19 protein-coding genes are annotated in these 22,264 nt (G+C 64.7%); 11 read left to right on the plus strand and 8 right to left on the minus strand.

Annotated elements, in window-relative coordinates:
• The first annotated feature begins 133 nt into the window (after positions 1-133).
• Positions 134-1,387 carry a phosphoglycerate dehydrogenase gene (serA, locus tag CK489_RS18665; protein ID WP_095733247.1) on the plus strand — a complete coding sequence of 418 codons (1,254 nt, stop codon included), beginning with the start codon at positions 134-136 and terminating at the stop codon, positions 1,385-1,387.
• Positions 1,388-1,396: 9 nt separating this feature from the next.
• Here the strand turns inward: serA and CK489_RS18670 are convergent, their stop codons facing one another.
• On the minus strand, positions 1,397-2,836 hold the full coding sequence (locus CK489_RS18670) for a helix-turn-helix domain-containing protein (protein WP_050627711.1): 1,440 nt from the start codon (positions 2,834-2,836) through the stop codon (positions 1,397-1,399).
• Positions 2,837-2,982: 146 nt separating this feature from the next.
• On the opposite strand from CK489_RS18670, the gene CK489_RS18675 reads away from it, so the two are divergent.
• The 3 genes from CK489_RS18675 to CK489_RS18685 all read left to right on the plus strand — a co-directional run bounded on the left by CK489_RS18675 (position 2,983) and on the right by CK489_RS18685 (position 6,806).
• On the plus strand, positions 2,983-4,620 hold the full coding sequence (locus CK489_RS18675) for an isocitrate lyase (RefSeq protein WP_028337031.1): 1,638 nt from the start codon (positions 2,983-2,985) through the stop codon (positions 4,618-4,620).
• A gap of 211 nt (positions 4,621-4,831) precedes the next feature.
• Positions 4,832-5,359, plus strand: coding sequence for a DUF4269 domain-containing protein (locus CK489_RS18680; protein WP_095733248.1), 528 nt, complete (start codon positions 4,832-4,834; stop codon positions 5,357-5,359).
• Between the two features lie 259 nt (positions 5,360-5,618).
• The gene (locus CK489_RS18685; RefSeq protein ID WP_143278185.1) at positions 5,619-6,806 is read left to right on the plus strand and encodes a hypothetical protein; all 1,188 of its coding nucleotides are present in this window, start codon (positions 5,619-5,621) and stop codon (positions 6,804-6,806) included.
• A gap of 32 nt (positions 6,807-6,838) precedes the next feature.
• Here the strand turns inward: CK489_RS18685 and CK489_RS18690 are convergent, their stop codons facing one another.
• From CK489_RS18690 to CK489_RS18720, 7 genes are all read right to left on the minus strand, one after another.
• Complete coding sequence (locus CK489_RS18690; RefSeq protein WP_095733250.1) at positions 6,839-8,053, minus strand: PepSY-associated TM helix domain-containing protein; 1,215 nt, start codon at positions 8,051-8,053, stop codon at positions 6,839-6,841.
• Positions 8,046-9,062 carry an extracellular solute-binding protein gene (locus CK489_RS18695; RefSeq protein ID WP_095733251.1) on the minus strand — a complete coding sequence of 339 codons (1,017 nt, stop codon included), beginning with the start codon at positions 9,060-9,062 and terminating at the stop codon, positions 8,046-8,048. Before CK489_RS18695 ends, CK489_RS18690 begins: the two co-directional genes overlap by 8 nt.
• Position 9,063: 1 nt before the next feature.
• A complete protein-coding gene (locus tag CK489_RS18700) occupies positions 9,064-11,397 on the minus strand; it encodes a TonB-dependent siderophore receptor (protein WP_095733252.1) in 2,334 nt (777 codons plus the stop codon).
• A 270-nt stretch (positions 11,398-11,667) separates the two neighbouring features.
• Positions 11,668-11,904, minus strand: coding sequence for a hypothetical protein (locus tag CK489_RS41405; RefSeq protein ID WP_157860908.1), 237 nt, complete (start codon positions 11,902-11,904; stop codon positions 11,668-11,670).
• A 209-nt stretch (positions 11,905-12,113) separates the two neighbouring features.
• Entirely contained in the window at positions 12,114-13,040 is a 927-nt protein-coding gene (locus tag CK489_RS18710; RefSeq protein WP_095733253.1) for an acyl-CoA thioesterase, read from the minus strand.
• A 5-nt stretch (positions 13,041-13,045) separates the two neighbouring features.
• Complete coding sequence (locus CK489_RS18715; protein ID WP_095733254.1) at positions 13,046-14,161, minus strand: Rv3169 family protein; 1,116 nt, start codon at positions 14,159-14,161, stop codon at positions 13,046-13,048.
• Positions 14,162-14,209: 48 nt separating this feature from the next.
• Positions 14,210-15,445, minus strand: coding sequence for an ABC transporter substrate-binding protein (locus tag CK489_RS18720; protein WP_095733706.1), 1,236 nt, complete (start codon positions 15,443-15,445; stop codon positions 14,210-14,212).
• A 201-nt stretch (positions 15,446-15,646) separates the two neighbouring features.
• On the opposite strand from CK489_RS18720, the gene CK489_RS18725 reads away from it, so the two are divergent.
• The 7 genes from CK489_RS18725 (at position 15,647) to CK489_RS18755 (ending at position 22,264) form a co-directional block, all read left to right on the plus strand.
• The gene (locus CK489_RS18725) at positions 15,647-17,200 is read left to right on the plus strand and encodes an acyl-CoA synthetase (RefSeq protein WP_095733255.1); all 1,554 of its coding nucleotides are present in this window, start codon (positions 15,647-15,649) and stop codon (positions 17,198-17,200) included.
• A gap of 131 nt (positions 17,201-17,331) precedes the next feature.
• On the plus strand, positions 17,332-18,267 hold the full coding sequence (locus CK489_RS18730) for a phosphotransferase family protein (RefSeq protein ID WP_158226469.1): 936 nt from the start codon (positions 17,332-17,334) through the stop codon (positions 18,265-18,267).
• Positions 18,264-18,767, plus strand: coding sequence for a hypothetical protein (locus tag CK489_RS18735; protein ID WP_050627701.1), 504 nt, complete (start codon positions 18,264-18,266; stop codon positions 18,765-18,767). The genes CK489_RS18730 and CK489_RS18735 overlap by 4 nt, the downstream gene beginning before the upstream one ends.
• 181 nt (positions 18,768-18,948) lie before the next feature.
• Positions 18,949-20,208, plus strand: a complete 1,260-nt coding sequence (locus CK489_RS18740) for an aromatic ring-hydroxylating oxygenase subunit alpha (RefSeq protein ID WP_095733257.1) — start codon at positions 18,949-18,951, stop codon at positions 20,206-20,208.
• Positions 20,208-20,705, plus strand: coding sequence for an aromatic-ring-hydroxylating dioxygenase subunit beta (locus CK489_RS18745; RefSeq protein ID WP_095733258.1), 498 nt, complete (start codon positions 20,208-20,210; stop codon positions 20,703-20,705). Before CK489_RS18740 ends, CK489_RS18745 begins: the two co-directional genes overlap by 1 nt.
• 13 nt (positions 20,706-20,718) lie before the next feature.
• The gene (locus CK489_RS18750) at positions 20,719-21,513 is read left to right on the plus strand and encodes an enoyl-CoA hydratase/isomerase family protein (protein ID WP_095733259.1); all 795 of its coding nucleotides are present in this window, start codon (positions 20,719-20,721) and stop codon (positions 21,511-21,513) included.
• 1 nt (position 21,514) lies between these two features.
• Positions 21,515-22,264, plus strand: coding sequence for an SDR family NAD(P)-dependent oxidoreductase (locus CK489_RS18755; protein WP_095733260.1), 750 nt, complete (start codon positions 21,515-21,517; stop codon positions 22,262-22,264).

The raw sequence follows: 22,264 nt of genomic DNA on the forward strand, positions 1-22,264 counted from the left end.
GAGGGGGCTTGACCAGAAATCGCGGGGCAGGCCGCTGACGGCCGCTTCTGACGCGATTGCTTTCTATGTTATCACCTGATCCGTCGAAACTGCGTTCGCGCTTGATCTGCCGAACCTACGAGCTTGGATCTTGATGATGTTGTCGCTTCCCAAGACAAAAATACGCGTGCTGCTGCTGGAGGGCGTGAACGATTCCGCGGTCCGGATGTTCGAAGCGAACGGCTATACCGAGCTGCAACGTCTGCCCAAGGCGCTGGGACCGAAAGAACTCAGGCAGGCGCTGTCGGGCATCCACATGCTGGGAATTCGGTCGCGGACCCAGTTGACCGCGGAAATCCTCGAGGCCGCTGACCGGCTGCTGGTCGTCGGCTGCTTTTCGGTCGGCACCAACCAGGTGGATCTCGACGCCGCGCGAAAACTCGGAATCCCCGTCTTCAACGCCCCATATTCCAACACCCGCAGTGTGGCCGAGCTGACCATCGCCGAGATCGTGATGCTGTTCCGCCGGATCTTTCCACGGTCGGTCTCCGCGCATGCCGGCGGCTGGGACAAGTCCGCCGAAGGCAGCCGCGAGGTGCGCGGCAAGACGCTCGGCATCGTCGGCTACGGCAATATCGGCTCGCAGCTGTCGAACCTCGCGGAAGCGATGGGCATGCGCGTGATCTATTTTGATCACACCGACAAGCTGCGCCACGGCAACACCGAGCCGGTCGACACGCTCGACGAGCTGCTCGCGGCCAGTGACGTCGTCTCGTTGCACGTGCCGGAGACGCCGGCCACCGCCAACATGATCGGCGCAGCCCAGCTCCAGCTGATGAAGCCCGAGGCCCATCTGATCAACAATTCGCGCGGCACCGTGGTCGATCTCGATGCGCTGGCGAGCGCCCTGCGCGAGGGCCGGCTCGCGGGCGCCGCAGTCGACGTGTTTCCGGTCGAGCCGGTGTCGAACGAGGCGCGCTTCGTCTCGCCGCTGCAGGGCCTACCCAATGTCATCCTGACGCCGCATGTCGGCGGTTCGACCGAAGAAGCTCAGGATCGCATCGGCGGCGAGGTCGCACGCAAGCTGATCGACTATTCCGATGTCGGGTCGACCTTCGGCGCGGTCAATTTTCCGCAGGTGCAATTGCCGGCGCGACCGACCGGCACCCGCTTCATCCATGTTCATCGCAACGTTCCCGGCGTCATGCGCCAGGTCAACGACGCGCTCTCCCGGCACGGCATCAACATCCTGGCGCAGTATCTGCAGACCGATCCGGAAGTCGGCTATGTCGTGCTCGAGACCGACGTGGTCGGCGGCGAGGGTGAGGCACTGCTCGCCGATCTGAGAGCCATCGATGGCACCATCCGTGCGCGGGTGCTGTACGACCAGAACCGGCCGCAGGCTTGATCGATCGCGTCAGTCCGCGGAGAAGCCGAACGGGACGCTCGAGGTTCTAAAATCATCGGGAAGAATCTCGCGTCCGATCGGCGGCGCCGATCGGGCGGCGCATCGCGGACGATGGCAGACGCGGCAAGCGACGCCGATCGGCGTCGGCTCGTCCGCGTTCGGCCCCTGTCCGTCGCGTGTGTAGATCAGCTGGCCCGCATGCTCGGCGGCACAGCCGATCGCGATCGCCCGCTCGACGCGGATAGCACCGAATGCGCCGCCGCCGGCGGTCACGGTGCGGGCGATTGAAAAGAACCGCTGTCCGTCGGGCAATTCCAGCCATTGCGTCACGATCTGACGTGGCGTCTTGAAGATGCCGTGGACCGACCAGAGCGGACACGCGCCGCCGTGCTTCGCAAACGGAAATCCGGCGCCGTCCAGCAGCTTGGAAATGTTGCCGGCCGGATCGACGCGGATCAGGAAGAACGGGACTTTCTCGAGACCGGGCCGCTGCAAGGTCGTGACGCGGTGCGCCGTCTGCTCGAAGCTGGTGCCGAATTGACGCGCCAGTGCCTCGAGGTCGTAGCGACGCGTCTCGACAGCCTTCGCGAACACCGAGTACGGCATGATGAGCGCGGCCGCCGCGTAGGCGCCAAGCGCGCGGCGGGCCAGCAACTCGGCGCTCTTGCTGGTGAACTTGCCGTCCTCGACCGCCGCGCCGATCTCGTCTTCCAGTTCGAGATAGGCGAGCTGCTTGGCCAGTTGAAAATTGAGGCCCGCGGTATCGAGCGAGTCCTCGAGCAGCAATTGCCTGCGATGCATGTCCAGCCGCCGGATCGAGCCGAGCATGACGTTGGGCGGCAGATAGCGGACCTGGAGTTTGTGACGCTCGCGCAGCCGCTCGATAAATCCGGCCGGCCCGGCGGGCTCGTGGACGAGGCGCTCGGCCGCGTCGTCGAGATTGGCGAAGTTGTTGCGTCGCGCGGCGAGGAACCGCCTGACCTCGGCGACCGGATCGTTGGCGTCGAAATTCTCCTGCCCGGGAAAGGATGCGCCCCCTGCCAGGTCCGGGGCGCTCCGCTCGGCCAGCGCCAGCTGTTCCTCGCGATAGGCGGTGTAGAGCCGCAGGAACGCCTCGGTCATGCCGGGGTAGCTGACCGCGAGGTCGCTGACCTCCAGCGCGGGGATGTCGATGTCGGCGAACATCGGTTCCTTCAGGATCGACTGCATGCGTGCGGTGTGATCGGCACCGCCGTCGCCGGCGAGATCGGCCAGATCGATCTTGTAGGTGCGGGCGAGGCGAAGCAGCATGTCGGCCGTCACCGGCCGCTGATTGCGTTCCAGCAGCGCCACATAGGGGGCGGAGATTTCCAGGTCGGCCGCCATGTCGGCCTGGGTCAGCCCGAGATCGCGCCGCAGCCGGCGCAGCCGGGGGCCCATGAAAACGGAACGGGCGCTTGAGGTTGCCATAGCCTAATCCAGGTGGGTTGTAATTTTCTTACAACAATACATTGGTTTCTTGTAAGTTATGACAAGTTTTCCGCGCCAGGTCTAGCTCCCGGTGAGACTGGGCTTACAAAAGAACCAGTTATTTCGTCACCGAAGGGATCACGGACATGAACTTCCAACCGCGCGGGATCAGCGACCGGGCCATCCAGGGACCGGCTTCCTATCAGAGCGAGATCGAGGCGGCCGAAGCGCTGCTCAAGACCAAGGACACCTGGAACGGCGTCACCGCCGAGGCCGTGGCGCGCATGCGCCTGCAGAACCGTTTCAAGACCGGTCTGGATGTTGCCCGCTACACGGCTGCGCTGATGCGCGCCGACATGGCCGCTTATGACGCCGACAGCACCAAGTACACCCAGTCGCTCGGCTGCTGGCACGGCTTCATCGCCCAGCAGAAGCTGATCTCGGTCAAGAAGCACTTCGGCAATACCGACCGCCGCTACCTCTATCTCTCCGGCTGGATGATTGCGGCGCTGCGTTCCGAGTTCGGCCCGCTGCCCGACCAGTCGATGCACGAGAAGACCTCGGTGCCGGCGCTGATCGAGGAGCTCTACACCTTCCTGCGTCAGGCGGATTCCCGTGAGCTCAACGACATTTTCCGCGCGCTCGATGCCGCGCGCAAGGAAGGCGACAAGGCGAAGGAAAAGGCGCTGATCGAGAAGATCGACAACTTCCAGACCCACGTCGTGCCCGTCATCGCCGACATCGACGCCGGCTTCGGCAATGCCGAGGCGACCTACCTGCTCGCCAAGAAGATGATCGAGGCGGGCGCCTGCGCCCTGCAGATCGAGAACCAGGTCTCCGACGAGAAGCAGTGCGGCCACCAGGACGGCAAGGTCACCGTGCCCCACGAGGTGTTCATCGCGAAGATCCGCGCCTGCCGCCATGCGTTCCTCGAGCTGGGCGTCGAAGACGGCGTCATCGTGACCCGCACCGACTCGCTCGGCGCCGGCCTGACCCAGCAGATCGCCGTGAGCCACAAGCCCGGCGACCTCGGCGACCAGTACAACAGCTTCCTCGATTGCGAGGAAGTGACGGCTGCCAATGCGCGCAACGGCGACGTCATCATCAACCAGAACGGCAAGATGATGCGTCCGAAGCGTCTGCCCAGCAACCTCTACCAGTTCCGTCCCGGCACCGGTGCGGATCGCTGCGTGCTCGACTGCATCACGTCGCTGCAGAACGGCGCTGATCTCCTGTGGATCGAGACCGAGAAGCCGCATATCGAACAGATCGCTTCGATGGTCGACCGCATCCGCAAGGTCATTCCGAACGCGAAGCTGGCGTACAACAACTCGCCGTCGTTCAACTGGACCATCAACTTCCGTTGGCAGGTCTACGACGCGATGAAGGAAGCCGGCAAGGACGTCAGCAAGTACAACCGTGCCGAGCTGATGAAGCCGGAATACGACGAGACGCCGCTGGCGATCGAGGCCGACGAGCGCATCCGTACCTTCCAGGCGGATTCGGCCAAGCGCGCCGGCATCTTCCACCACCTGATCACGCTGCCGACCTATCACACGGCGGCGCTGTCGACCGACAATCTCGCGAAGGAGTATTTCGGCGAGCAGGGCATGCTGGGCTACGTCAAGAACGTGCAGCGCGCGGAGATCCGTCAGGGCATCGCCTGCGCCAAGCATCAGAACATGGCGGGCTCCGACATCGGCGACGATCACAAGGAGTACTTCGCCGGTGAGGCCGCGCTGAAGGCGGGTGGCGCCCACAACACGATGAACCAGTTCGGCTAATCGCTCGAACGGATCAAGGTATCGGCGGACAGGCGGGATTGCGAGGCAGTCCCGCCCGTTCTCTTTTTGCCCGGGGCGGTTTCGACCATGCTGAAGTGGTCGGGATCGCCTCGTTCCATTTGCAAACCCTTTTCAAGGCGCCGCGCGTGTGTGGAGGTTCACGCATCCGATGCGCGCGTGATACCCTGCGAATTCGAGGGTACGCCACGCGATGAATGTCGGGCACTACGCATCCACCGTCACCAGCTCTGCCGTGATGGAGCGGCTCAAGCCGTTCGATCCACGCGTCGTCGGAACGCTGCCGCTGGACCTTGCCGTGGCCGGCAGCGATATCGATATCGTCTGTCATGCGTTCGATCCGGACGCTTTTGCCGAGATCATCTGGACCCACTATCGATCGGCCGCTGATTTCGCCATCTACCGATGGACCTCGGACACGCGGCCGGTGATTGCTCGCTTCGTGTGGGACGGTTGGCTGTTCGAATTGTTCGGTGACCAGCGTCCGGTGGACCGGCAGCAGGGCTGGATCCATTTCGAGGTCGAACGGCGGCTGCTCGCGCTTGACGACGGGAGGCTGCGACGAGCCGTCAGCAAGTTGAGGGCAGGCGGCCTCAAGACCGAGCCTGCGTTTGCCGCCGTGCTCGGCATAGCGGGCGATCCCTACCGCGGATTGCTCGCGCTTGCGGCCGAGACCGACGCCGCGTTGCGCGTGCGGATCGCGACGTGCGATCTCGGCTGATGGCCGACACTAGTTCCGAATGTGGACTCACGCCGCGAGTTCCATGCGATGTGACGAAAATGCGTCACACGAAATGAGCGATTGTGACTCAAGCAAGACGCACTTCGCCTCATTTTTTCCTTGGCGTCGCTGAATAGTCCGCGTCTCGTCCAAATGGCGGCGAGCCAACGAAGAAATTGACGCGCGCAAACTTGTCGATCGGGAATTCCCCATTCTCGATATCGTGCGCGTCGCAAGAAAATCGAGGAGTCGTCTCTCCATGTTTTTCAAGCAATGTGCAACCTGGTCTGTTCCCGTCATGATTTGTCTCGGTGCGTCGCCACTGCTGGCGCAGACCACGGTTACTCCGAGGCCCGATGCGCCGTCGGCGCAGGCCGGCGCCAATATGCCGGACGCCTGCAAGCTGCTCACGCAAGGCGACCTTGAAGCCTTGTTCCCCGGCCGCCTGGTTGCGAGCAAGGGCGGGACCCTGAGCCCGGTCTACAAGGGTCCGCAGTACAATCAGAGCTGCATGTACACGGTCAAGGTGCCAAGCCCGACATCGAAGTCCGAGCTGACCAAATTCGCCACCATCACCATCGTGCAATCGGGCGAGCCGATCGACGGCCTGCGGGGCTCGACGGCGACCTTCGCGAACATGCGCTCGATGCGCGAGAAGCTGCAGCAGGATCCGAAGCTGAACCTGAAGCTGGAGCCGCTGTCCGGGATCGGTGACGAGGCTTTCGTGGAGACGTCGCCGTCAACCGTCACGGTTCGGGTGCGCAAGGCGGATTTGATCTATGTCGTCAACCTCGACATCTACTCGCCGCAGACGCAGCCGAATGTCGTCGCGCTCGCGACGCAGGCCGCCAAGCGATGGAAGCCGGGCACAGGCATGGTCGAGGCCGATACGCCGATTGCCGCGAACGGCAGCGTCGATATCCCCGAGGACACCCGGACCTCGTCGGCAGCACCCGCAGACCAGTGGCCCGATGCCTGCGCGCTGTTGTCGCCTGAGGATATCAGCGCGAATTTCAGCGACATGAAGATCGATCCGCCGCGCAAGACGATGGCGCAGCTCAAGCTGGAATCCCGCATCGACAAGGTCGAAGCCCTGCCGAAGCCGATCCGCTGCGTCTACTCGACCAGCCGTACGGATATCGTCAATGGCGAGAAGCGCTTTGCGGTCTACGACGCCAGCCTGATCATCGACAACATGGCAGCGAACGACGAGCTGTCGAAGAAATTCTATCAGATCGCGCGCAAGACCAGCGATGCCGATACCGATGTCCCCGGACTCGGCGATGAAGCCAGCATCGGCAAGATGAACTCGGTTGTGATCCGGAAAGGACGGCTCGTCGTCGAGGTGCGGGTCAGCGGCGGTGACCGCGATCGTCAGCTCTATGACGACGCCACTCGGCGTGTCAACGCGCTGGCCAAGCTGGTGGCGGCGAAGCTGCAGCCCTGATCGCCGACAGCGCTTGTTCCAGGCGGATCAAGCTATTCGCCTGGAACCAGGCTCGCGACCGGCGGCCGCGCGAGGCGTCGGTGCCTGCGGCGGGACAGATAGAGCAGCAGGCCGGTCACGGTGAACAGCGGCATCAGGGCGGCGGCGAGCATGAAGGCGAGCTTGCCGGGCCATCCTAGGATTGCGCCGCGGTGAATGTCGAGCACGCCGGCAAGGACGCGCTCGCCGAGCGTCTTGTCCACGTAGCGGTCCGAAGAGATGAGCCGTCCGGTGACGGCATCGATGCGGAATTCGTCGCGCACGCTCTCGAGCGTCGAATCCTGCGGCCATGACCGCACGCGCACCGCCGTGCCCGCGCTCGCCGGCAGGGTCAGCAGCGCCCTTCCGTAACTGCCATTTTCCTGTTGCAGATATGCAGTCCAGACACGGTCGAAGGCGAGCGGCTTTGCCTCGCCCCTTGCTTCGGTCTTGTCTTGCCCTTTGCCCTCGGCGGCTGCGCCGCTGCGCGGTGCCTTGGGTTGCATTGCCGCGACGGTGGTCTGCGGGCGCGCCAGCAGCCAGTTCGCTCCGGCCTTGTACCATTCGAAGGAATACCACAGGCCGGTCATCGTCATCACCAGATAAACCGGCAGCACCCAGGTGCCGATCACGGCGTGCAGCGAGCGGTGTAGGCCGCGCCCGCGCAGTCCCAGGTTTGGCTTCAGCCACATCTTCACGCTGCGCGCGCGGTGCGGCCAGCGCAGCACGAGGCCGGTGATCAGCATCACGATCAGGCAGACCGCGGCTGCCCCCGTGATCTTGCGGCCGATGCCGTTGCCGTCGCCCGGCAACAGCAGCCAGCGATGCAGCTTGCGCACGGTGGCGAAGAAGTCCTCGCCGCGCGGCGAGCCGAGCACGTGTCCGTCATAGGGATCGACATAGACCGAGGACGGCCGCGTGCCGCCTTCGCTGCGGGCGAAGCGGATGCGCGCCGCAGTCGAGGGATCGCTGGCCATCGCTACGGCCGAGACCTTGCCGAAATCGCCCGCCGCCTGAAGCCGCGCGACCAGTTCGTCCGGCGTGAGCCGCCCGGTCGCGCTGGCGTCGACACGCATCATCTTGCTGTTCAGGCTGGCCTCGATCTCGTCCTCGAAGGCCATCGTCGCGCCGGTGAGGCCGACCACGGCCCACAGCAGTGCCAGCGCAAGACCCGCAATGGAATGGATCTGCAACAGCGCGGCCTTGATCGGGCGCCGGACGTCACTCATCGAAGCCGGCCTTTCGGATCAGGGCGATTGCCGCCGCTTGATGCGCGGCGATCTCGTCGACAGGCAGCGCATCGATGGTGAACGATCCGATCGCATCGACAATCGAAGGCCGCGGTGCGGTCGCCAGCACGGGATATTCCAGCTCGGATGCGGCAAAGATCGTCTGAGCCTCGGGCGTGACGAGGAATTCGAGGAACGCGCGCGCGGCGGCCGGATGCGGGGCGTGCCGCGCAATCGCAGCTCCAGTCAGATTGACGTGACTGCCGCCGCCCGAGAACGCGGCGGGCACCGCCTTCACGACGTCCGCCCGGGCGCGCCAGTCATTGCCCTCGCGGCCGTCGCGGAGCTGCGCGAGCGCGACCGTGTTGCCGATGCCGATGTCGCAGCGTCCCTCCGCGATCTCGCGGACCACATCATTGTCCTTGCCGGCCGGCTTGTGGGCAAGATTGTCCTTCAGCCCGGTGAGCCAGCTCGCCGTCGCGTCAGCCCCGTGATGTGCGAGATAGGCCGCGATCAGCGCGACATTGTTCTGGTGCGTGGCCGGCCGCATACACAACTTGCCGCGCCATTTCGGATCGGCGAGCTCTTCATAGGTGATCGCCGCGAGGGGGCTGTCCTTGCGTGCGAACACCACACGCGGTCGGACCGCGAGCGCGATCCACTGGCCGCCGCCACCGCGCAGGCTTGCCGGTATCGTTTGGTCGAGCACGGCAGACGCGAGCCGCTGCGTCAGCCCGCGCGTGACGAGCTGCGTGGTCTTGTCGAGCCCGATGGTCAGCAGGACATCCGCGGGCGAATTGTCGCCCTCCGACGTCAGGCGCTTGACCAGGCTGTCTTCGACGAAGACGGTCTTGACGCCGGTGCCGCTCGCGGCCGTGAACGCTGCGATGACAGGCGCGACCAGGTTGGATTCGCGGGTCGAGTAGAGCGTGAGCTCGTCGGCCCGGACCGCGGCGCAGGCCAACGCGGTCGCGGCCAGCAGTCCGATCGCTGTCCGCACCGTCGCCATGCTAGAATTTCACCGTCGCCGAAAGCGAGAAGCGGCGCGCATCGCCCATCGCCACCGTCAGGATGTTGTTGGCGGATGGATAGTAGACGGTATCGAACAGGTTCTTGACGTTGAACTGGTAGATCACCGGGAAGGTCTGGACCTTGGTCTCGTAGGTCGCAAATGCATCCGCTACGGTGTAGGCCGGCAGCACGAAGCTGTTCGCCGCGTCGCCGGGCCGGTCGCCGACATAGCGCGCGCCGCCGCCGAGACGCAGGCGGCCGGGCAAGGTGGTGCCGAAATCGTAGACCAGATAGAGCGAGGCGGTGTTGAGCGCGACGTTCTGCAGCGCCTTGCCGACGAGCACTGGATCTTCGGTGACGCGCGCATCGGTATAGCCGTAGCTTCCGATCATGCTCCAGCTATCAGTCAGCCTGCCAGTGACGTCGAATTCGACGCCGCGCGAGCGCGCCTTGCCGGCGGTGCGGTACTCGACGATTCCCGTCGCGGAGTTGAGCTGCGAAACCAGCACGTTCTTCTTGTCGATGTCGTAGAGCGCGAGCGTGCCGGATAAGCGTTTGTTGAAGTCGAACTTGACGCCGGTCTCCCACTGGGTGCCTTCCTCGGGGGCGATGTTGGAATCGATCACGACGCCTCCGGTAAGCGGTGCGATGGTCGAGGTCGGCTTCAGCGACTGCGTGTAGCTCGCATAGAGCGAGACCTGGTCGGTGAGCTTGACAATGGCGCCGCCGAGCGGAAGCACCTTATCGGCCGACACGTTGGTGTTGGTGATGAACGGCCGGCCCCTGCCGGCGATCTGGTCGTAATCCATGTAGCGCACGCCGCCGACCAGCGCGAAGCGCTCGGCCAGATGCAGCGTATCCTGGAAGAGCAGCGACCATTGGCCGAGCTTGTCGGTCTGGGCGCTGTCGCTGGCCGATACCGTGGTGCCCGGCGTGATCAGCCCATAGACCGGATTGTAGAAGTTGAAGCTCGGCGTCGCCTGCCGGATCAGGTTGTCACGGTAGATCGTGCGGTACTGGCCGTCGCCGCCGAACAGCACTTCGTGGCGGAATCCGCCGAGCCAGACATTGCCCTGCAGATAGGAGGTGCCGTAGCTGGCATTGCTGAGCGAACCCTGCGTGCCGTCATTGCTGCGGGTCTCGACGCCGGTCTTGCTGTTGATGCCGGTGATGCGAAGCTGGTTGGCGCTGAAGCTCTCGGTGTTGTAGCTGTAGGCCGCGAACAGCTTCCAGTCCTGGTTCAGGCGGTGTTCGACCGAGGCCTGCATCAGGTCGGAGGTTCCCCACATGTTGTTGAAGGGCTCGTCGAGCCGGCGTGTCGCGGGGATCGCAAGCGGCGCCTTTGTCACGGAATCGAACGCGGTGCCGCGGTCGAACGGCGTGATGAATTCGCGGTGCTCGTAGTTGAGCTGCACGGTGGTGTTGTCGCCGTACCAGGCCAGTGACGGGGCGATCAGCATCTCGCGATGGCGTCCGAAATTGCGCCAGTAGTCCTCGCTCACGCCATAGCCGATGAAGCGATAGGCTAGACCGCCATTGCCGATCGGGCCTGTGATATCGATGGTGCCGTCGGCGCCGCTCTTGTTGTTGGCGTAGGTCGAGCCGAGCAGGGTCATCGAGCCGTGCTGATAGAGCTCGGGGCGCTTACTGATGGTGTTGACGATGCCGCCGGGGTCCATGATGCCGTAGAGCAGCGAGGCCGGGCCCTTGAGCACCTCGACGCTCTCGACCGTGGCGTTGAGGCTGCGGCCCTGCACCAGCGGCATGCCGTTGCGCATGATCGAGCCGTCACGGTTGTCGCCGAAGCCGCGGCGCATCACGGCATCCTGGGTGCCCGCCAGCGTGTTGCCCTGGGTGACGCCGCTGACGTTGGACAGCGCGTCGTCGAGATTGCGCGGCAGCTGGTCCTTCAATACCTGCTCCGGCACGACATTGACGGTCTGCGAGGTGTCGAGCGGCGAGGCGCCGCTGCGCAGCGTGGTGGAGCTCGGCATCGCGCGATAGCCTAGCTTGGCTTCATTCAGCGCGGCGGCGCCAGCTGCCGCGCGCTCCGACGCCGTCGGCGGCGTCGACTGAGCATTCCGGCTGCGCTGCCGTGCCGCGGCTGCCGCCTGCGTTCGCTGCGCCGGCTTCACCGAACTGCTTGCCGGCTTACGCTTCTGCGTTGGTTGCTCGACCGTGACCGGCGGCAACGGGACGCTCGACTGGGCACTTGCCGGTGTCACCGCGGTGGAGACATCGGCGAGCAGGAATGCTGCGCCGATCAGCAGGTGGGTGTGGCCCTTGTCGGCGGCAATTCGACGGTCGCCGACAATCCGGCAATCAGCATTCACAGGCACGCTTGGACTTCCGATTCACACGAACGTATTCACGCCGCGCCTCTAGCAGTCGGCGCGCGCGAAAAGAACCGGAGCAGACTTGAATCCCTCTAACCGGATTGGATTTGAATCGTTCTAAGACGCAGCAAGGCTCGCGCACGCGCGCGAGCCTTGCACCTCATGACTTGATCGTTGCGTCAGCGCGTCAATTGGTCGCGCGATCCCGGAGGTCGTTTGTCCTGTCACGCCTCACGCGTAGATGTACGCCGTGTCGCGCGATGCGGCTCACGACATCGTCAGGCTGACCGGCGCCTTGCCGACCATTCCCGTGCTCACGCCGTCGCGCGCCATCGATTCGATCTCGCCCCAGTTCTCGCGAAAGATTCGCGCCGCCTCGTTGGCGCTTTCCGCCTGGATCGTCAAACTGCACGCGCGTCTCGTGCCGTTGCTGGCAAGCTGGAAGTAGAGGACATAGCCAGACGATTCCGCGTTCCGCGCGCCCAACGGTGCCTGCTGCTGCATGTAGGTTTTCCCCAATAGTGTTCTTGTTGCGCCACCGGGGTACAGGATTTGACAGGGATGCGGCACCTTCGTGATTCAAGACGCGCAATCTACGCAATTGCGCGTTTTTGTCTGACAGTGTTGCCGGGATTCAACAGGCGATGGAACCGGCGCCGCGCATCGACCGCACCCCAGCAGCGATCGCGACGGAGCCTCAACCGCGGTGTGGCCTAAGCATCGCCATCCGGATGCACCATCAGGGTTTCCTGGATCGAGGTCGCGAGCATCGCCCCATTGCGGTCATGGACACGGGCGATCGACAGCCCGCGGCCGCCATCGGCGCAGGGGCTCTCGGTTTCGACGTGCATCCACGCGTCAGGTGAAAATGCGCAGTGAAACCAGATGCAATGGTTGAGGCTCGACAGGTAGAGCGGTGCGCGTGACTGCAGGTCGCGGAGATGGCCGCCGACGCTGGAGAAGTTGAGCCACCAATCCGAGAGATAGGCGAACACTGCCGCCTGGGCGCGGGAACCAGCGGCGAGTGGCTGCCTGCTTCTGATCCAGAAGCGCAGGCGCGGTTCCGCTGACGCGGCCGAGAGTTGCCGATCGATCTCGGGGATACGAAAATCCATGCTCGGCTTGATGTACTGCGAGTAGGGGCCGAGCGGCCGCAGCTGCGCCATCAGCGCGTCGGGGATCATTGCCAGGCCGGGCAGGCTGTCGGGATCTTCCGAAGCTGCGAACGGCGCGGCGTGGCGCGGACCCGGCTGTGCTGCGCAGAACGTGGCCTGTGCGCTCAGCACCGTTCGCCCATCGCCCTGGTGGCCGACGACATGGCGGGAGGAGAACCGCTTGCCGTCCTGGAGAACTTGCGCGTCGAACGTGATGCGCCGGGCAGGATCGGCGCCGCGCAGGAACAGGAGCTGCAACATTGCCGCCGGGCGATCGTCGGGCGCACTGAGCGTCGCCGCCATCATCGCCTGGCCGAGGATCTGGCCGCCATAGGACCGTCCGTTGAGATTGCCGTCGCCGAAGCGGCTGCGATAGCGGAGCGGGGTTATGGTTTCGAGCGAGACCAGCGACTCGGCCGCCTGGTTGTCCCATCGATCGCAGGCGGCTTCGTCACCGTCCGCGACGCGGATGCCTTGCCCGTCCATCCCGATCACATCGCCGGGAATTTCTGCGGTCCCGGATAGAGCGGGTAGCCGGCAGCGACGCCATATTCGCTGATGCCGAATCCGGTCTCGTTGCCGCTCTCGAGCCGCACGACATGGTCCGAGAGCGTGCGTGCGACGGCGCGCGTCGCGGCATCGTCGAGGTTCCAGACATCGTGCGCGGCATCGTGCTCGCCGCGGTCGTCGCCATGGGTCCAGCCCTGCAACCCGCCATACATGCCGGCCTTGAGATAGAACCGGATCGGCAATCCCAGCATCCTGACCTGGCGCGGCTCGCCGCGATCGAAAGCGAAGGTAAAGTCGGCCGTCGCGATGGTCTGGCCAAGCGGATCGTCGGCCCACTCGATCCTGTGCTCGACCGCGGTGACCTCGCGATGCGACACCGATCCGTCGGCTTCGCGGCGGAACTCGGTGCCGGAGAGGTAATGCGGCTTGCCGGGTGTTCGCTCCTTGATGAAGATCGACAGCGCCGACTGCGGAAACTGGAACATCGACCAGGTCCAGAAGAAATTGCGATGGGTCGCAACCGGCGGTCTCGCCTCGTCGGTGCGCATCTCGGAGCGCAATCCCCAGGAGCGGTCGCGCTGTCCCCACCACAGTTCGGGCTCGATCTCGTAGCGCTTGCCGTCGGCGACGATCCAGCCACGCCAGCGGCCGAACTGCGAGACGCGGGCGAGGTCTTCTTCGACGACGCCGTTGCGCTCGCGGAAATTCTGCTTCTCCTGCGCGGCCGGAAAGCTCGCCTTGAATTCGAGCGCGAAACTGATGCCGGACGGGTTCTCGGCGAGCGAGACCCGGTGCAGGCTGTTGCCCTCGACGATCTCGATTCTGAGCCCGCCGACTTCCGTCTCCAACGGCCGGCTCCCGAGCCGGCGCGAGGCGCGGAAATTGTGCTGCCGGCGGCCGATGGTGATGCCGGCAAAGCCGTCCATCACGTTGCGGTTCGGATAGTAACCGAGCCCGATATCAATCAAAAGCTCGCTGCCGTCGATCGGATGCGCGGTGTACCAGTAGCGCTCCGTGAACCTGATATCGCCGCCACCTGCCTTGGCAAATGGCTGCGGTGTCTGGTGGCCGATCAGATCATCCTGGGCTGTCAGCATTGTTCTTGTCCTTGTGTTTGAGCCTCGGTCGTTCGATGCGAGCTGCGGTCAGTCCTTGGCCGCCTGCTTGGCCGGTCCCGCGCCGACGATGTCGCCGAACAACACCCAGGTCTTGCCGTCGAAACGGGCGAAGCGGCGTTCGGTGATCGCCGCGTAATCCTGCGGCGTGGTCTGGATCGTGATACCCGGCAGCAGCATCGGCAGCTCGATGCCGCTGAGGTTGGTGGCCTGCTTCAGCACGTTCTCCCGCGTGAGATTGTCGCCACAGCGTTGCAGGATGATCGCGCCGAGCTGTGCGGTGGTGTAGCCGGTCACCGCGATCACGTCGTTCGGGTCCATGCCCGGCATGTATTTCGCGACGAAGGCGAGATAGTCGATCATGCCCTTGTCATTGGCCCAGGCCGGATCGTTCGGCGTCTTGTAGGAGGTCGTGGTCAGGATGCCGGTCGATGCCTCGAGCCCCGCCGGTACCAGCACGCCGGCGATCGAATTCGCGGTCGAGCCGAGGAAGATCAGCGGCTTCCATCCGAGTTCGTGGATCTTGCGGATGGCCATCGAGGCAAATTTATTTTGCGCGGCGATCAGGATGGTATCCGCGCCCGAGGCCTTCAGGTTCACGATCTGGGAATCGATCGTCGGTTCGGTCGATTGATACATCGCCTCCTTGACGATCATCGTGTCGGCCTTCGCGCCGAGTCCCTCCTTCAGGCCAAGGACAAAGTCCTTGCCGATATCGTCGCCCTGCAACAGCACGCCAATCTTTGCATCCGGCTTCTCGCGCAGGACGTAGCGCGCGATGATCCGGGATTCGTTGACATAGGTCGGTGAGTAGGGCGTCGTCCACGGAAACTGCTTCGGATCGTTCCAGCGGGTGCCGCCGCTTTGCACGAGCAGTTGCGGGACGCCGTTGCTGTTGAGATATTTCTGGATCGCAGCGTTGGTCGGCGTGCCGAACGGCGCCAGGATCGCGAGCACCTTGTCGTTCTCGACCAGCGCGCGGGTCACTTCGACAGTCTTGGGCGGGCTATAACCATCGTCGCGGGTCAGCAAGTTGATGTGGCGACCGTTGATGCCGCCTTTCTCGTTCAGCATCGCGAAATAGGCGAGCATGGTCTTGGGGAAGCTCGCATAGATCGATGCCGGTCCGCTGTAGGGCGCATTGGCGCCGAGCAGGATCTCGGTGTCGCTCACCCCGGGACCATAGGCCTTCTCTGCCTTCGCTGCTCCGAGTGCGCCGGCAAGCGCGAACGCCCACACGGCAAACGTGACGATTGGCTTCCGCATCATCCCCTCCCATGACGGCCCTCTTTGCGGGGCTCGTTGATCCCTGCGGCGGGGCCTTCAAAGGCTTTACCCGTCGCGTCGGCTATGTAATAATAGACCGTCTGTCCGGATTATCAACTGGAATCTCCGGGCAGGGATATCGGCCTCGCGCGTGACGGAAACATCCGCGCGTGCGCGGCTGCCTGGCGGTGAGGAGGAAACATGAAGCTGACGCAGGCGCTCATCTCGGCGGTGCAGTTGCGCAAGGATGCACCCGGCACCATCCATGCCGGACGATCGCGGAGCTGGAAGGAGATCGGCCGGCGCGTCGCATGTGCCGCGGGCGGCCTGCGGCGGCTCGGCATCGAGGCCGGGGATCGGGTCGCCATCCTGGCGCACAACAGCGATCTCTATATCGAGGCGCTTTATGCCATCGCTTGGGCGGGTGCGGTCGCGGTGCCGCTCAACACGCGCTGGGCGGTTGCCGAGAACGCCTATGCGATCGATGATTCCACGCCAAGGCTGTTGCTGGTCGACAAGGCCTTTGCCGAAATTGCATCAGCGCTGAAGGGGGCGAAGTCACTCACCGCGACGATCTATCTGGACGAGGGCGAGGTCCCGGTGGGCATGCAGAGCTATGACGAACTCGTTGCGCAGGCGCCGATCGAGGATGCCTCCGGCGCCTACAACGATCTTGCCGGCATCTTCTACACCGGCGGCACCACGGGCTTCCCCAAGGGTGTGATGCTGTCGCACGCCAACATCATCTATGAATCGCTGGTCTGGATCTATGCGCTCCGCTTCCGCGAGGACACCAGATATCTGCATTCGGCCGGCATGTTCCATCTCGCCGGCACCTCGCCGATGATCGCGCTCACTTTGGTCGGCGGCACGCATGTCACCATCCCGAAATTCGAACCCGAACTCGCGATGCAGACGATCGCCGAGCACAGGGTGGACTACTGTCTGTTCGTGCCGACCATGCTCAACATGATGCTCAATCATCCGTCGTTCGGCAAATATGATCTGAGCAGCGTCAGGGATTGCGAGTATGGCGCCTCGCCGATGCCGGACGCGCTGCTGGTCAAGCTGATGCGAGTATTGCCGAGCTGGCGCTTCCACCAGGGCTACGGCATGACCGAGAGCGCGGCGCTCGCGACGATCCTACCCTGGGAATACCACGCGCTGGAAGGCCCGCTGGCAGGCAAGCGCAAGTCGGCGGGCCGGGCGGCTCCTGGTGTCGAGATCCGCATCGTCGATCCCGCGGGCAACGAGCTTCCTCGCGGCACGGTCGGCGAGATCGCAATCCGCGGCGCCGGCGTGATGCTCGGCTATTGGCGCAAGCCAGAGGAAAGCGCCCGCGTGCTGCGCAATGGCTGGCTGCACACCGGCGACGGCGCCTGGATGGACGAGGACGGCTTTGTCTATATCGTCGATCGCCTGAAGGACATGATCGTCTCCGGCGGTGAGAACGTCTATTCCGGTGAGGTGGAGAACGCGATCTTCCAGCATGAGCAGGTCAAGGAATGCGCCGTTATCGCGGTGCCTGATCCGCAATGGGGCGAGGCGGTGCACGCGATCGTGGTCCCGAAGGATGGCGCGCGGCTCGATTCCGAGACTGTGATCGCGCATTGCCGCACGCTGATCGCGGGTTACAAATGCCCACGCTCGGTCGACATCCGGCTTGAGCCGCTGCCGCTGACCGGCTCCGGCAAGATCATGAAGTCGGCGCTGCGCGAGGAGAAGTGGCAGGGCTATATGAGGTCGGTCAATTGATGCAGGAAGCTGCGAAACGATCGGACGATCTGGCCGATGCGGCGTCGGCGCCCACGCGCCCCGTGGTCGTGAATGACGACGCAGTACGCGGTGCGCTCGCACGATATATGTCGCGGATATCCGGGGAGCGGATGGAGATCATAAGCTTCGGCCGCAAATCGTCGGGCTTCTCCTGGATTACCTACGCTTTCGTGGCGCGCTCGGCCGATGGGGACCGCAAGTTGATCCTCCGCGTCGGTCCGCCGAACGGCCTGTTCGCGCCGTACACCGTGCTGCCGCAGGTCTATGCGCTGCAAGCGCTGGCCGGCACGGGCGTTCCCATTCCGGCGCTGGTGTCGTTCGAACAGGATGGCGCCGAGATCGGCTTTCCCTTCTTCATCTGCCAGCACGTCGAGGGCGATGTTCCGGCGCCCTGGGCGGCGAGCGGGCTCGATCCGCAGCACAAGCGCGCGATCGCGCGGCAGTTCGTCGAGATCCTCGCGTCGCTGCACCGGATCGACGCCGGCACGACGCCATTTGCGTTGCTGCAGCAGGGCGAAGAGCGCGCCGAGCTGCGCGCGATCGGCGGCTGGCGCGCCTCGCTCGCGCGCCCGACGGCGCGATACTATCCGCTGCTCGATTGGGGCGGCCGCTGGCTTCACGACAATTGCCCACAGCCGCCGCGCCGTACCATTGTGCACGGCGACTACCGGATCGGAAACTTCATCGAGCACGAGGGGCGGATCACGGCGATCCTCGATTGGGAGCTGACCCATCTCGGCGATCCCCATGAGGACCTGGCCTGGGCGCTGATGCCGACGTTCAATGCCCGAAGCCGCAAGCTCTACGGCGTGCTCGAGCGCGCCGAGGTGATCGATCTCTATCAGGGCGCCTCGGGCATCGCGGTTTCCGACCGCAGCCTCGCATTCTACGAGGCCTATGCGCTCTATCAGGCCGCCGCGATCCAGATGTGCGCGGTGCGCGCCTTCGAGGTCGACCGTTTCAATGACATGCGGCTTGCGGTGATGGCAAGCCAGATGCCCTCGATCGTGCGGGCCTTCGAGCGCGCATTGGAGGCCGCGGCATGAGTGCATCTTTCGAGCGGTTGATCGACGGCATCATCGATGCCTTGCAGAGCCATGTCGTGCCGAACAGCGGCGACGATTTCGTCCGCGGTCAGGTGTTCTCCGCGATCTACGCGCTGAACGGGCTGAAGCTCGCCGCCGACTGGAAGGCCGGGCCGCTGCTGGAGCAAGTGAGCCTGCAAGACGACACCTTCGCCGCGATCAGGCGATTGGCCAATGGCATGGCGCATCCGGAGATTCCCGCGACGCCCCGCATTCATGGCGACAACTCTGATGCCGCCGCGATCGAGGCGTTGCGCGACGACGGCGACCGGCGGCTCGGGCAACTCCTGCTCTGGGCCAGCGGTGAGGGCGCGCGTGCGGCGGACCGCGTTGCCGCGAACGAGATCGAACGCCTGCTGCGGCGTGCGATCTGCGACCAGCTCAAGATCGAGCTTGCGACGACGCCGAAATCGATGTTGCAGCAGATCGCGGGCGGTGACGGTGGCGCGGCACAGGGCTGAGGCGCGCCCGCGACCACCGGGAATTGCATCTTTGCGCGTTGCTCCGGAACAGCAGCGGAGATCACAAGAAGCTTGCCGGTCCGCCGCACGCGTGTTATTCATTGATCGAACGGTCGTTCGGATTATTATTGGCGACCGGCAGGACATCCGCAGGCAGGTGGCGGGCGAGGGAGACGGAGTGATGAACATGATGACCGGCGTCTCGCCATGGGAGCGGCTGATCCGGCCCGACCGGGTGCACGGATCGCTCTACACCGATCCCGAGATCTTCGAGGCCGAGCTCAAGCACATCTGGTACCGCACCTGGGTCTATGTCGGCCACGAGAGCGAGGTGCCGAACGCCAACGACTACGTGGTCAAGTCGATCGGCCCGCAATCCGTGATCATGACGCGCGACGAGCAGGGCAAGGTCAATCTGCTGCTCAACCGCTGCTCGCACCGCGGCAACCAGGTCTGCTCCTTTGAGCGCGGCAATGCGCGTTCGTTCACCTGCCCGTTCCATTCCTGGACCTTTGCCAATGATGGCCGGCTGGTCGGCTATGCCTTCCCTGACGGCTACGAGGGGCAGGACAAGGCGCAGCTCGCGCTCGGGCGGGTGACGCGCGTCGACTCCTACCGCGGCTTCGTGTTCGGCTCGTTCGCGGCCGATGGTCCGACGCTGAAGGAGCATCTCGGCGGTGCCGCGGAGACCATCGATCGACTGGTGCGCACCTCGCCGGAGGGTGAGGTCGAGATCACGGCGGGCTTCCTCAAGCACCGCGTCAAGGCGAACTGGAAGTTCATCCTGGAGAACGAGTGCGACGGCTATCACCCGGCCTTCGTGCACACCTCGATCTTCGGCGTCGCCGACAGCATGATCGGCAAGCTCTATGGCGGTGCCTCGACTGCGCTGACGCGCGATTATGGCAACGGCCATACCGAGATCGACCTGCGGCCCGAGTTCCGCAAACGCGATGCGCCGATGAGCTGGTTCGGGACAAGCGAAGAACGGCTGCCGGACTATACGGCACGGATGAAGAGGGCGTATGGCGACACCGCGGCGCGCGAGATCATGATCGACGGCACGCCGCATGTGATGATCTTCCCGAACCTGTTCATCGCCGAGATCCAGATGTTCGTGATCCAGCCGCTCGGCGTCGACGACAGCGTGCAGCACGTCACCGCACTGCAATTCAAGGGCGCGCCCGATCTGAACCGGAGGCTGCGCCAGCAGACCATGGGCTCGGTCGGCCCGGCCGGTTTCCTGCTCGCGGATGATTCCGAGATGTATGAGCGCTGCCATCGCGGCGTGCTGGCGCGCAATCCGGAATGGATCTTCCTCGGTCGCGGCGAGAAGCGCGAGCGGCGGGACGAACTCGGCTTCACCGTCGGGCACGTCACCGACGAGGTGCCGTCGCGCGGCATCTGGACCCATTATCGCAAGCTGATGGAGCCGGTTTGATGCTGTCGCGCGAAAGCAGCGCCACGTTGATGAGCGCCATCACCGCCTTCCTCTATCGCGAGGCGCGGCTTCAGGACGAGCATCAATACGAGGCCTGGGAAAAGCTCTGGACCGACGACGGCGTCTACTGGGTGCCGGCCAACGGCGCCGACATCGACCCGGAGCGGCAGATGTCGATCATCTACGACAACCGCTCGCGGATCGCGCTACGCGTCCGGCAGCTGATGACCGGCAAGCATTTCACCCAGACGCCGCAGTCGAATTTGCGCCGACTGATCTCCAACATCGAATTGATGGACGAGCAGCCTGATAATGGCGACATCACGGTCGCCAGCAACAGCCTGATTTTCGAGTCGAGCCTGCGCGACGATACGCTATGGGCGGCGCGCAACGAATACCGGCTGCGTCATGTCGATGGTGAATTGCGGATGGCCCACAAGAAGGTCATTCTCGTCAACAATGACAAGGCGATCTACACGCTCTCGTTTCTGGTCTAGGGAAGGTCTCGCCATGATCGACAAGGGCCCCGTCCTGCTCGACATCACCGACGGCATCGCGCGGCTGCGGCTCAACCGCCCTGATGCAGCCAACGGCATGAGCGCCGAGCTCCTGAGCGCGCTGTGTGAAGCCATCATGCTGTGCCACGGCCATCCGGATTTGCGCGTGGTGCTGCTGACCGGTGAGGGCGCCAATTTCTGCGCCGGCGGCGATGTCCGCGCCTTTGCCTCCAAGGGCGAGAAGCTGCCGGACTATATCCGGCAGGCCACCGCCTATCTGCAGAATGCGGTGACCGGATTGCTGCGCCTCGAGGCGCCGGTGATCGCATCGGTGCAGGGTTTTGCAGCGGGCGGCGGTGGCTTCGGCTTGGTCTGCGCCTCCGACATCGTGATTGCGGCAGAGTCCGCCAAATTCCTTGCGGGTGCGACGCGGGTGGCGATGGCGCCAGATGCCGGCGTCTCGGTCACGTTGTCGCGGCTGGTCGGGTTGCGGCGGGCGATGTCGATCCTGCTGACCAATCCGGTGATCCCGGCAGCCGAAGCCTTGCAGATGGGCATCGTCACCAAGGTCGTGCCCGACGCCGAGCTCGCCGATGCATCGCTCGCGCTGGCGCGCGAGCTTGCTGACGGTGCGCCGAAAGCGTTGGCGGCGACCAAGCGGCTGGTCTGGGCCGGCACCGGCACCAGCATCGAGCAGTGCCTGTCGGAAGAGGCCCGCACCGTTGCCGAGCTCTCGGGCATGGCCGATGCTCGCGAAGGGCTCGCCGCCGTGATCGAGCGGCGCAAACCAGTGTTCACGGGGCGCTGAGGTGGCGACCTTGCCATTCGGACGCCTCGACGGACGCCGTGCCTTCGTCTCCGGCGGCGCGCGCGGCATTGGTGCTGCGATCGCGCGCAGCTTTGCCGGCGCCGGCGCCCGAGTCGTGGTCGCCGATCTCGATGTCGCCGCAGCCTCTGAACTTGCGCGCGAGATCCATGCCGGGGTCGCGGGGCTCGACGTCAGCGACGCCACGGCGGTGCAGGCCGTGATGACGCAGGACGGCCCGTTCGACATCGTCGTCAACAATGCCGGCATCGATCAGCACGCCTTCTTCACCGACACCAGTGCGGAGGATTGGGCCCGGCTGATCGCGGTCAACCTCACCTCGGTGTTGGCTTGCACGCATGCCGCCCTGCCGGCAATGCAGGCGGCGCGTTTTGGCCGCATCATCAACGTCACATCGGAGGCGGCGCGGCTCGGCTCCAAGGGCGGCGCGGTTTATTCCGCAGCCAAGGGCGGCGTGATCTCCTTCACCCGGAGCATCGCGCGGGAGAATGCGCGGTTTCGCATCACTGCGAATGCGATCGCGCCGGGGCCGATCCGCACGCCGATGCTCGAGCGGGCGGTCGCCAAGGGCGGCGACAAGATCCTGCAGGCGATGACCGGCGCGACGCTGCTCGGCCGCCTCGGCGAGCCGGAGGAGGTCGCGGCCGCTGCGCTGTTCCTGGCTTCCGACCAGGCAGCCTATATCACCGGCGAGACGCTCGGCGTGTCCGGCGGCATGGGCATCGGCGGCTGA

This window comes from Bradyrhizobium sp. UFLA03-84, from assembly GCF_002289535.1.
GTDB classification, from domain to species: Bacteria; Pseudomonadota; Alphaproteobacteria; order Rhizobiales; family Xanthobacteraceae; genus Bradyrhizobium; species Bradyrhizobium viridifuturi.

Bases quoted from the DNA above. Each gene is read 5' to 3' on its own strand.
- serA (WP_095733247.1), top strand. From the start codon at position 134: ATGATGTTGTCGCTTCCCAAGACAAAAATACGCGTGCTGCTGCTGGAG.
- CK489_RS18670 (WP_050627711.1), bottom strand. From the start codon at position 2,836: ATGGCAACCTCAAGCGCCCGTTCCGTTTTCATGGGCCCCCGGCTGCGC.
- CK489_RS18675 (WP_028337031.1), top strand. From the start codon at position 2,983: ATGAACTTCCAACCGCGCGGGATCAGCGACCGGGCCATCCAGGGACCG.
- CK489_RS18680 (WP_095733248.1), top strand. From the start codon at position 4,832: ATGAATGTCGGGCACTACGCATCCACCGTCACCAGCTCTGCCGTGATG.
- CK489_RS18685 (WP_143278185.1), top strand. From the start codon at position 5,619: ATGTTTTTCAAGCAATGTGCAACCTGGTCTGTTCCCGTCATGATTTGT.
- CK489_RS18690 (WP_095733250.1), bottom strand. From the start codon at position 8,053: ATGAGTGACGTCCGGCGCCCGATCAAGGCCGCGCTGTTGCAGATCCAT.
- CK489_RS18695 (WP_095733251.1), bottom strand. From the start codon at position 9,062: ATGGCGACGGTGCGGACAGCGATCGGACTGCTGGCCGCGACCGCGTTG.
- CK489_RS41405 (WP_157860908.1), bottom strand. From the start codon at position 11,904: ATGCAGCAGCAGGCACCGTTGGGCGCGCGGAACGCGGAATCGTCTGGC.
- CK489_RS18710 (WP_095733253.1), bottom strand. From the start codon at position 13,040: ATGGACGGGCAAGGCATCCGCGTCGCGGACGGTGACGAAGCCGCCTGC.
- CK489_RS18715 (WP_095733254.1), bottom strand. From the start codon at position 14,161: ATGCTGACAGCCCAGGATGATCTGATCGGCCACCAGACACCGCAGCCA.
- CK489_RS18720 (WP_095733706.1), bottom strand. From the start codon at position 15,445: ATGCGGAAGCCAATCGTCACGTTTGCCGTGTGGGCGTTCGCGCTTGCC.
- CK489_RS18725 (WP_095733255.1), top strand. From the start codon at position 15,647: ATGAAGCTGACGCAGGCGCTCATCTCGGCGGTGCAGTTGCGCAAGGAT.
- CK489_RS18730 (WP_158226469.1), top strand. From the start codon at position 17,332: ATGGAGATCATAAGCTTCGGCCGCAAATCGTCGGGCTTCTCCTGGATT.
- CK489_RS18735 (WP_050627701.1), top strand. From the start codon at position 18,264: ATGAGTGCATCTTTCGAGCGGTTGATCGACGGCATCATCGATGCCTTG.
- CK489_RS18740 (WP_095733257.1), top strand. From the start codon at position 18,949: ATGAACATGATGACCGGCGTCTCGCCATGGGAGCGGCTGATCCGGCCC.
- CK489_RS18745 (WP_095733258.1), top strand. From the start codon at position 20,208: ATGCTGTCGCGCGAAAGCAGCGCCACGTTGATGAGCGCCATCACCGCC.
- CK489_RS18750 (WP_095733259.1), top strand. From the start codon at position 20,719: ATGATCGACAAGGGCCCCGTCCTGCTCGACATCACCGACGGCATCGCG.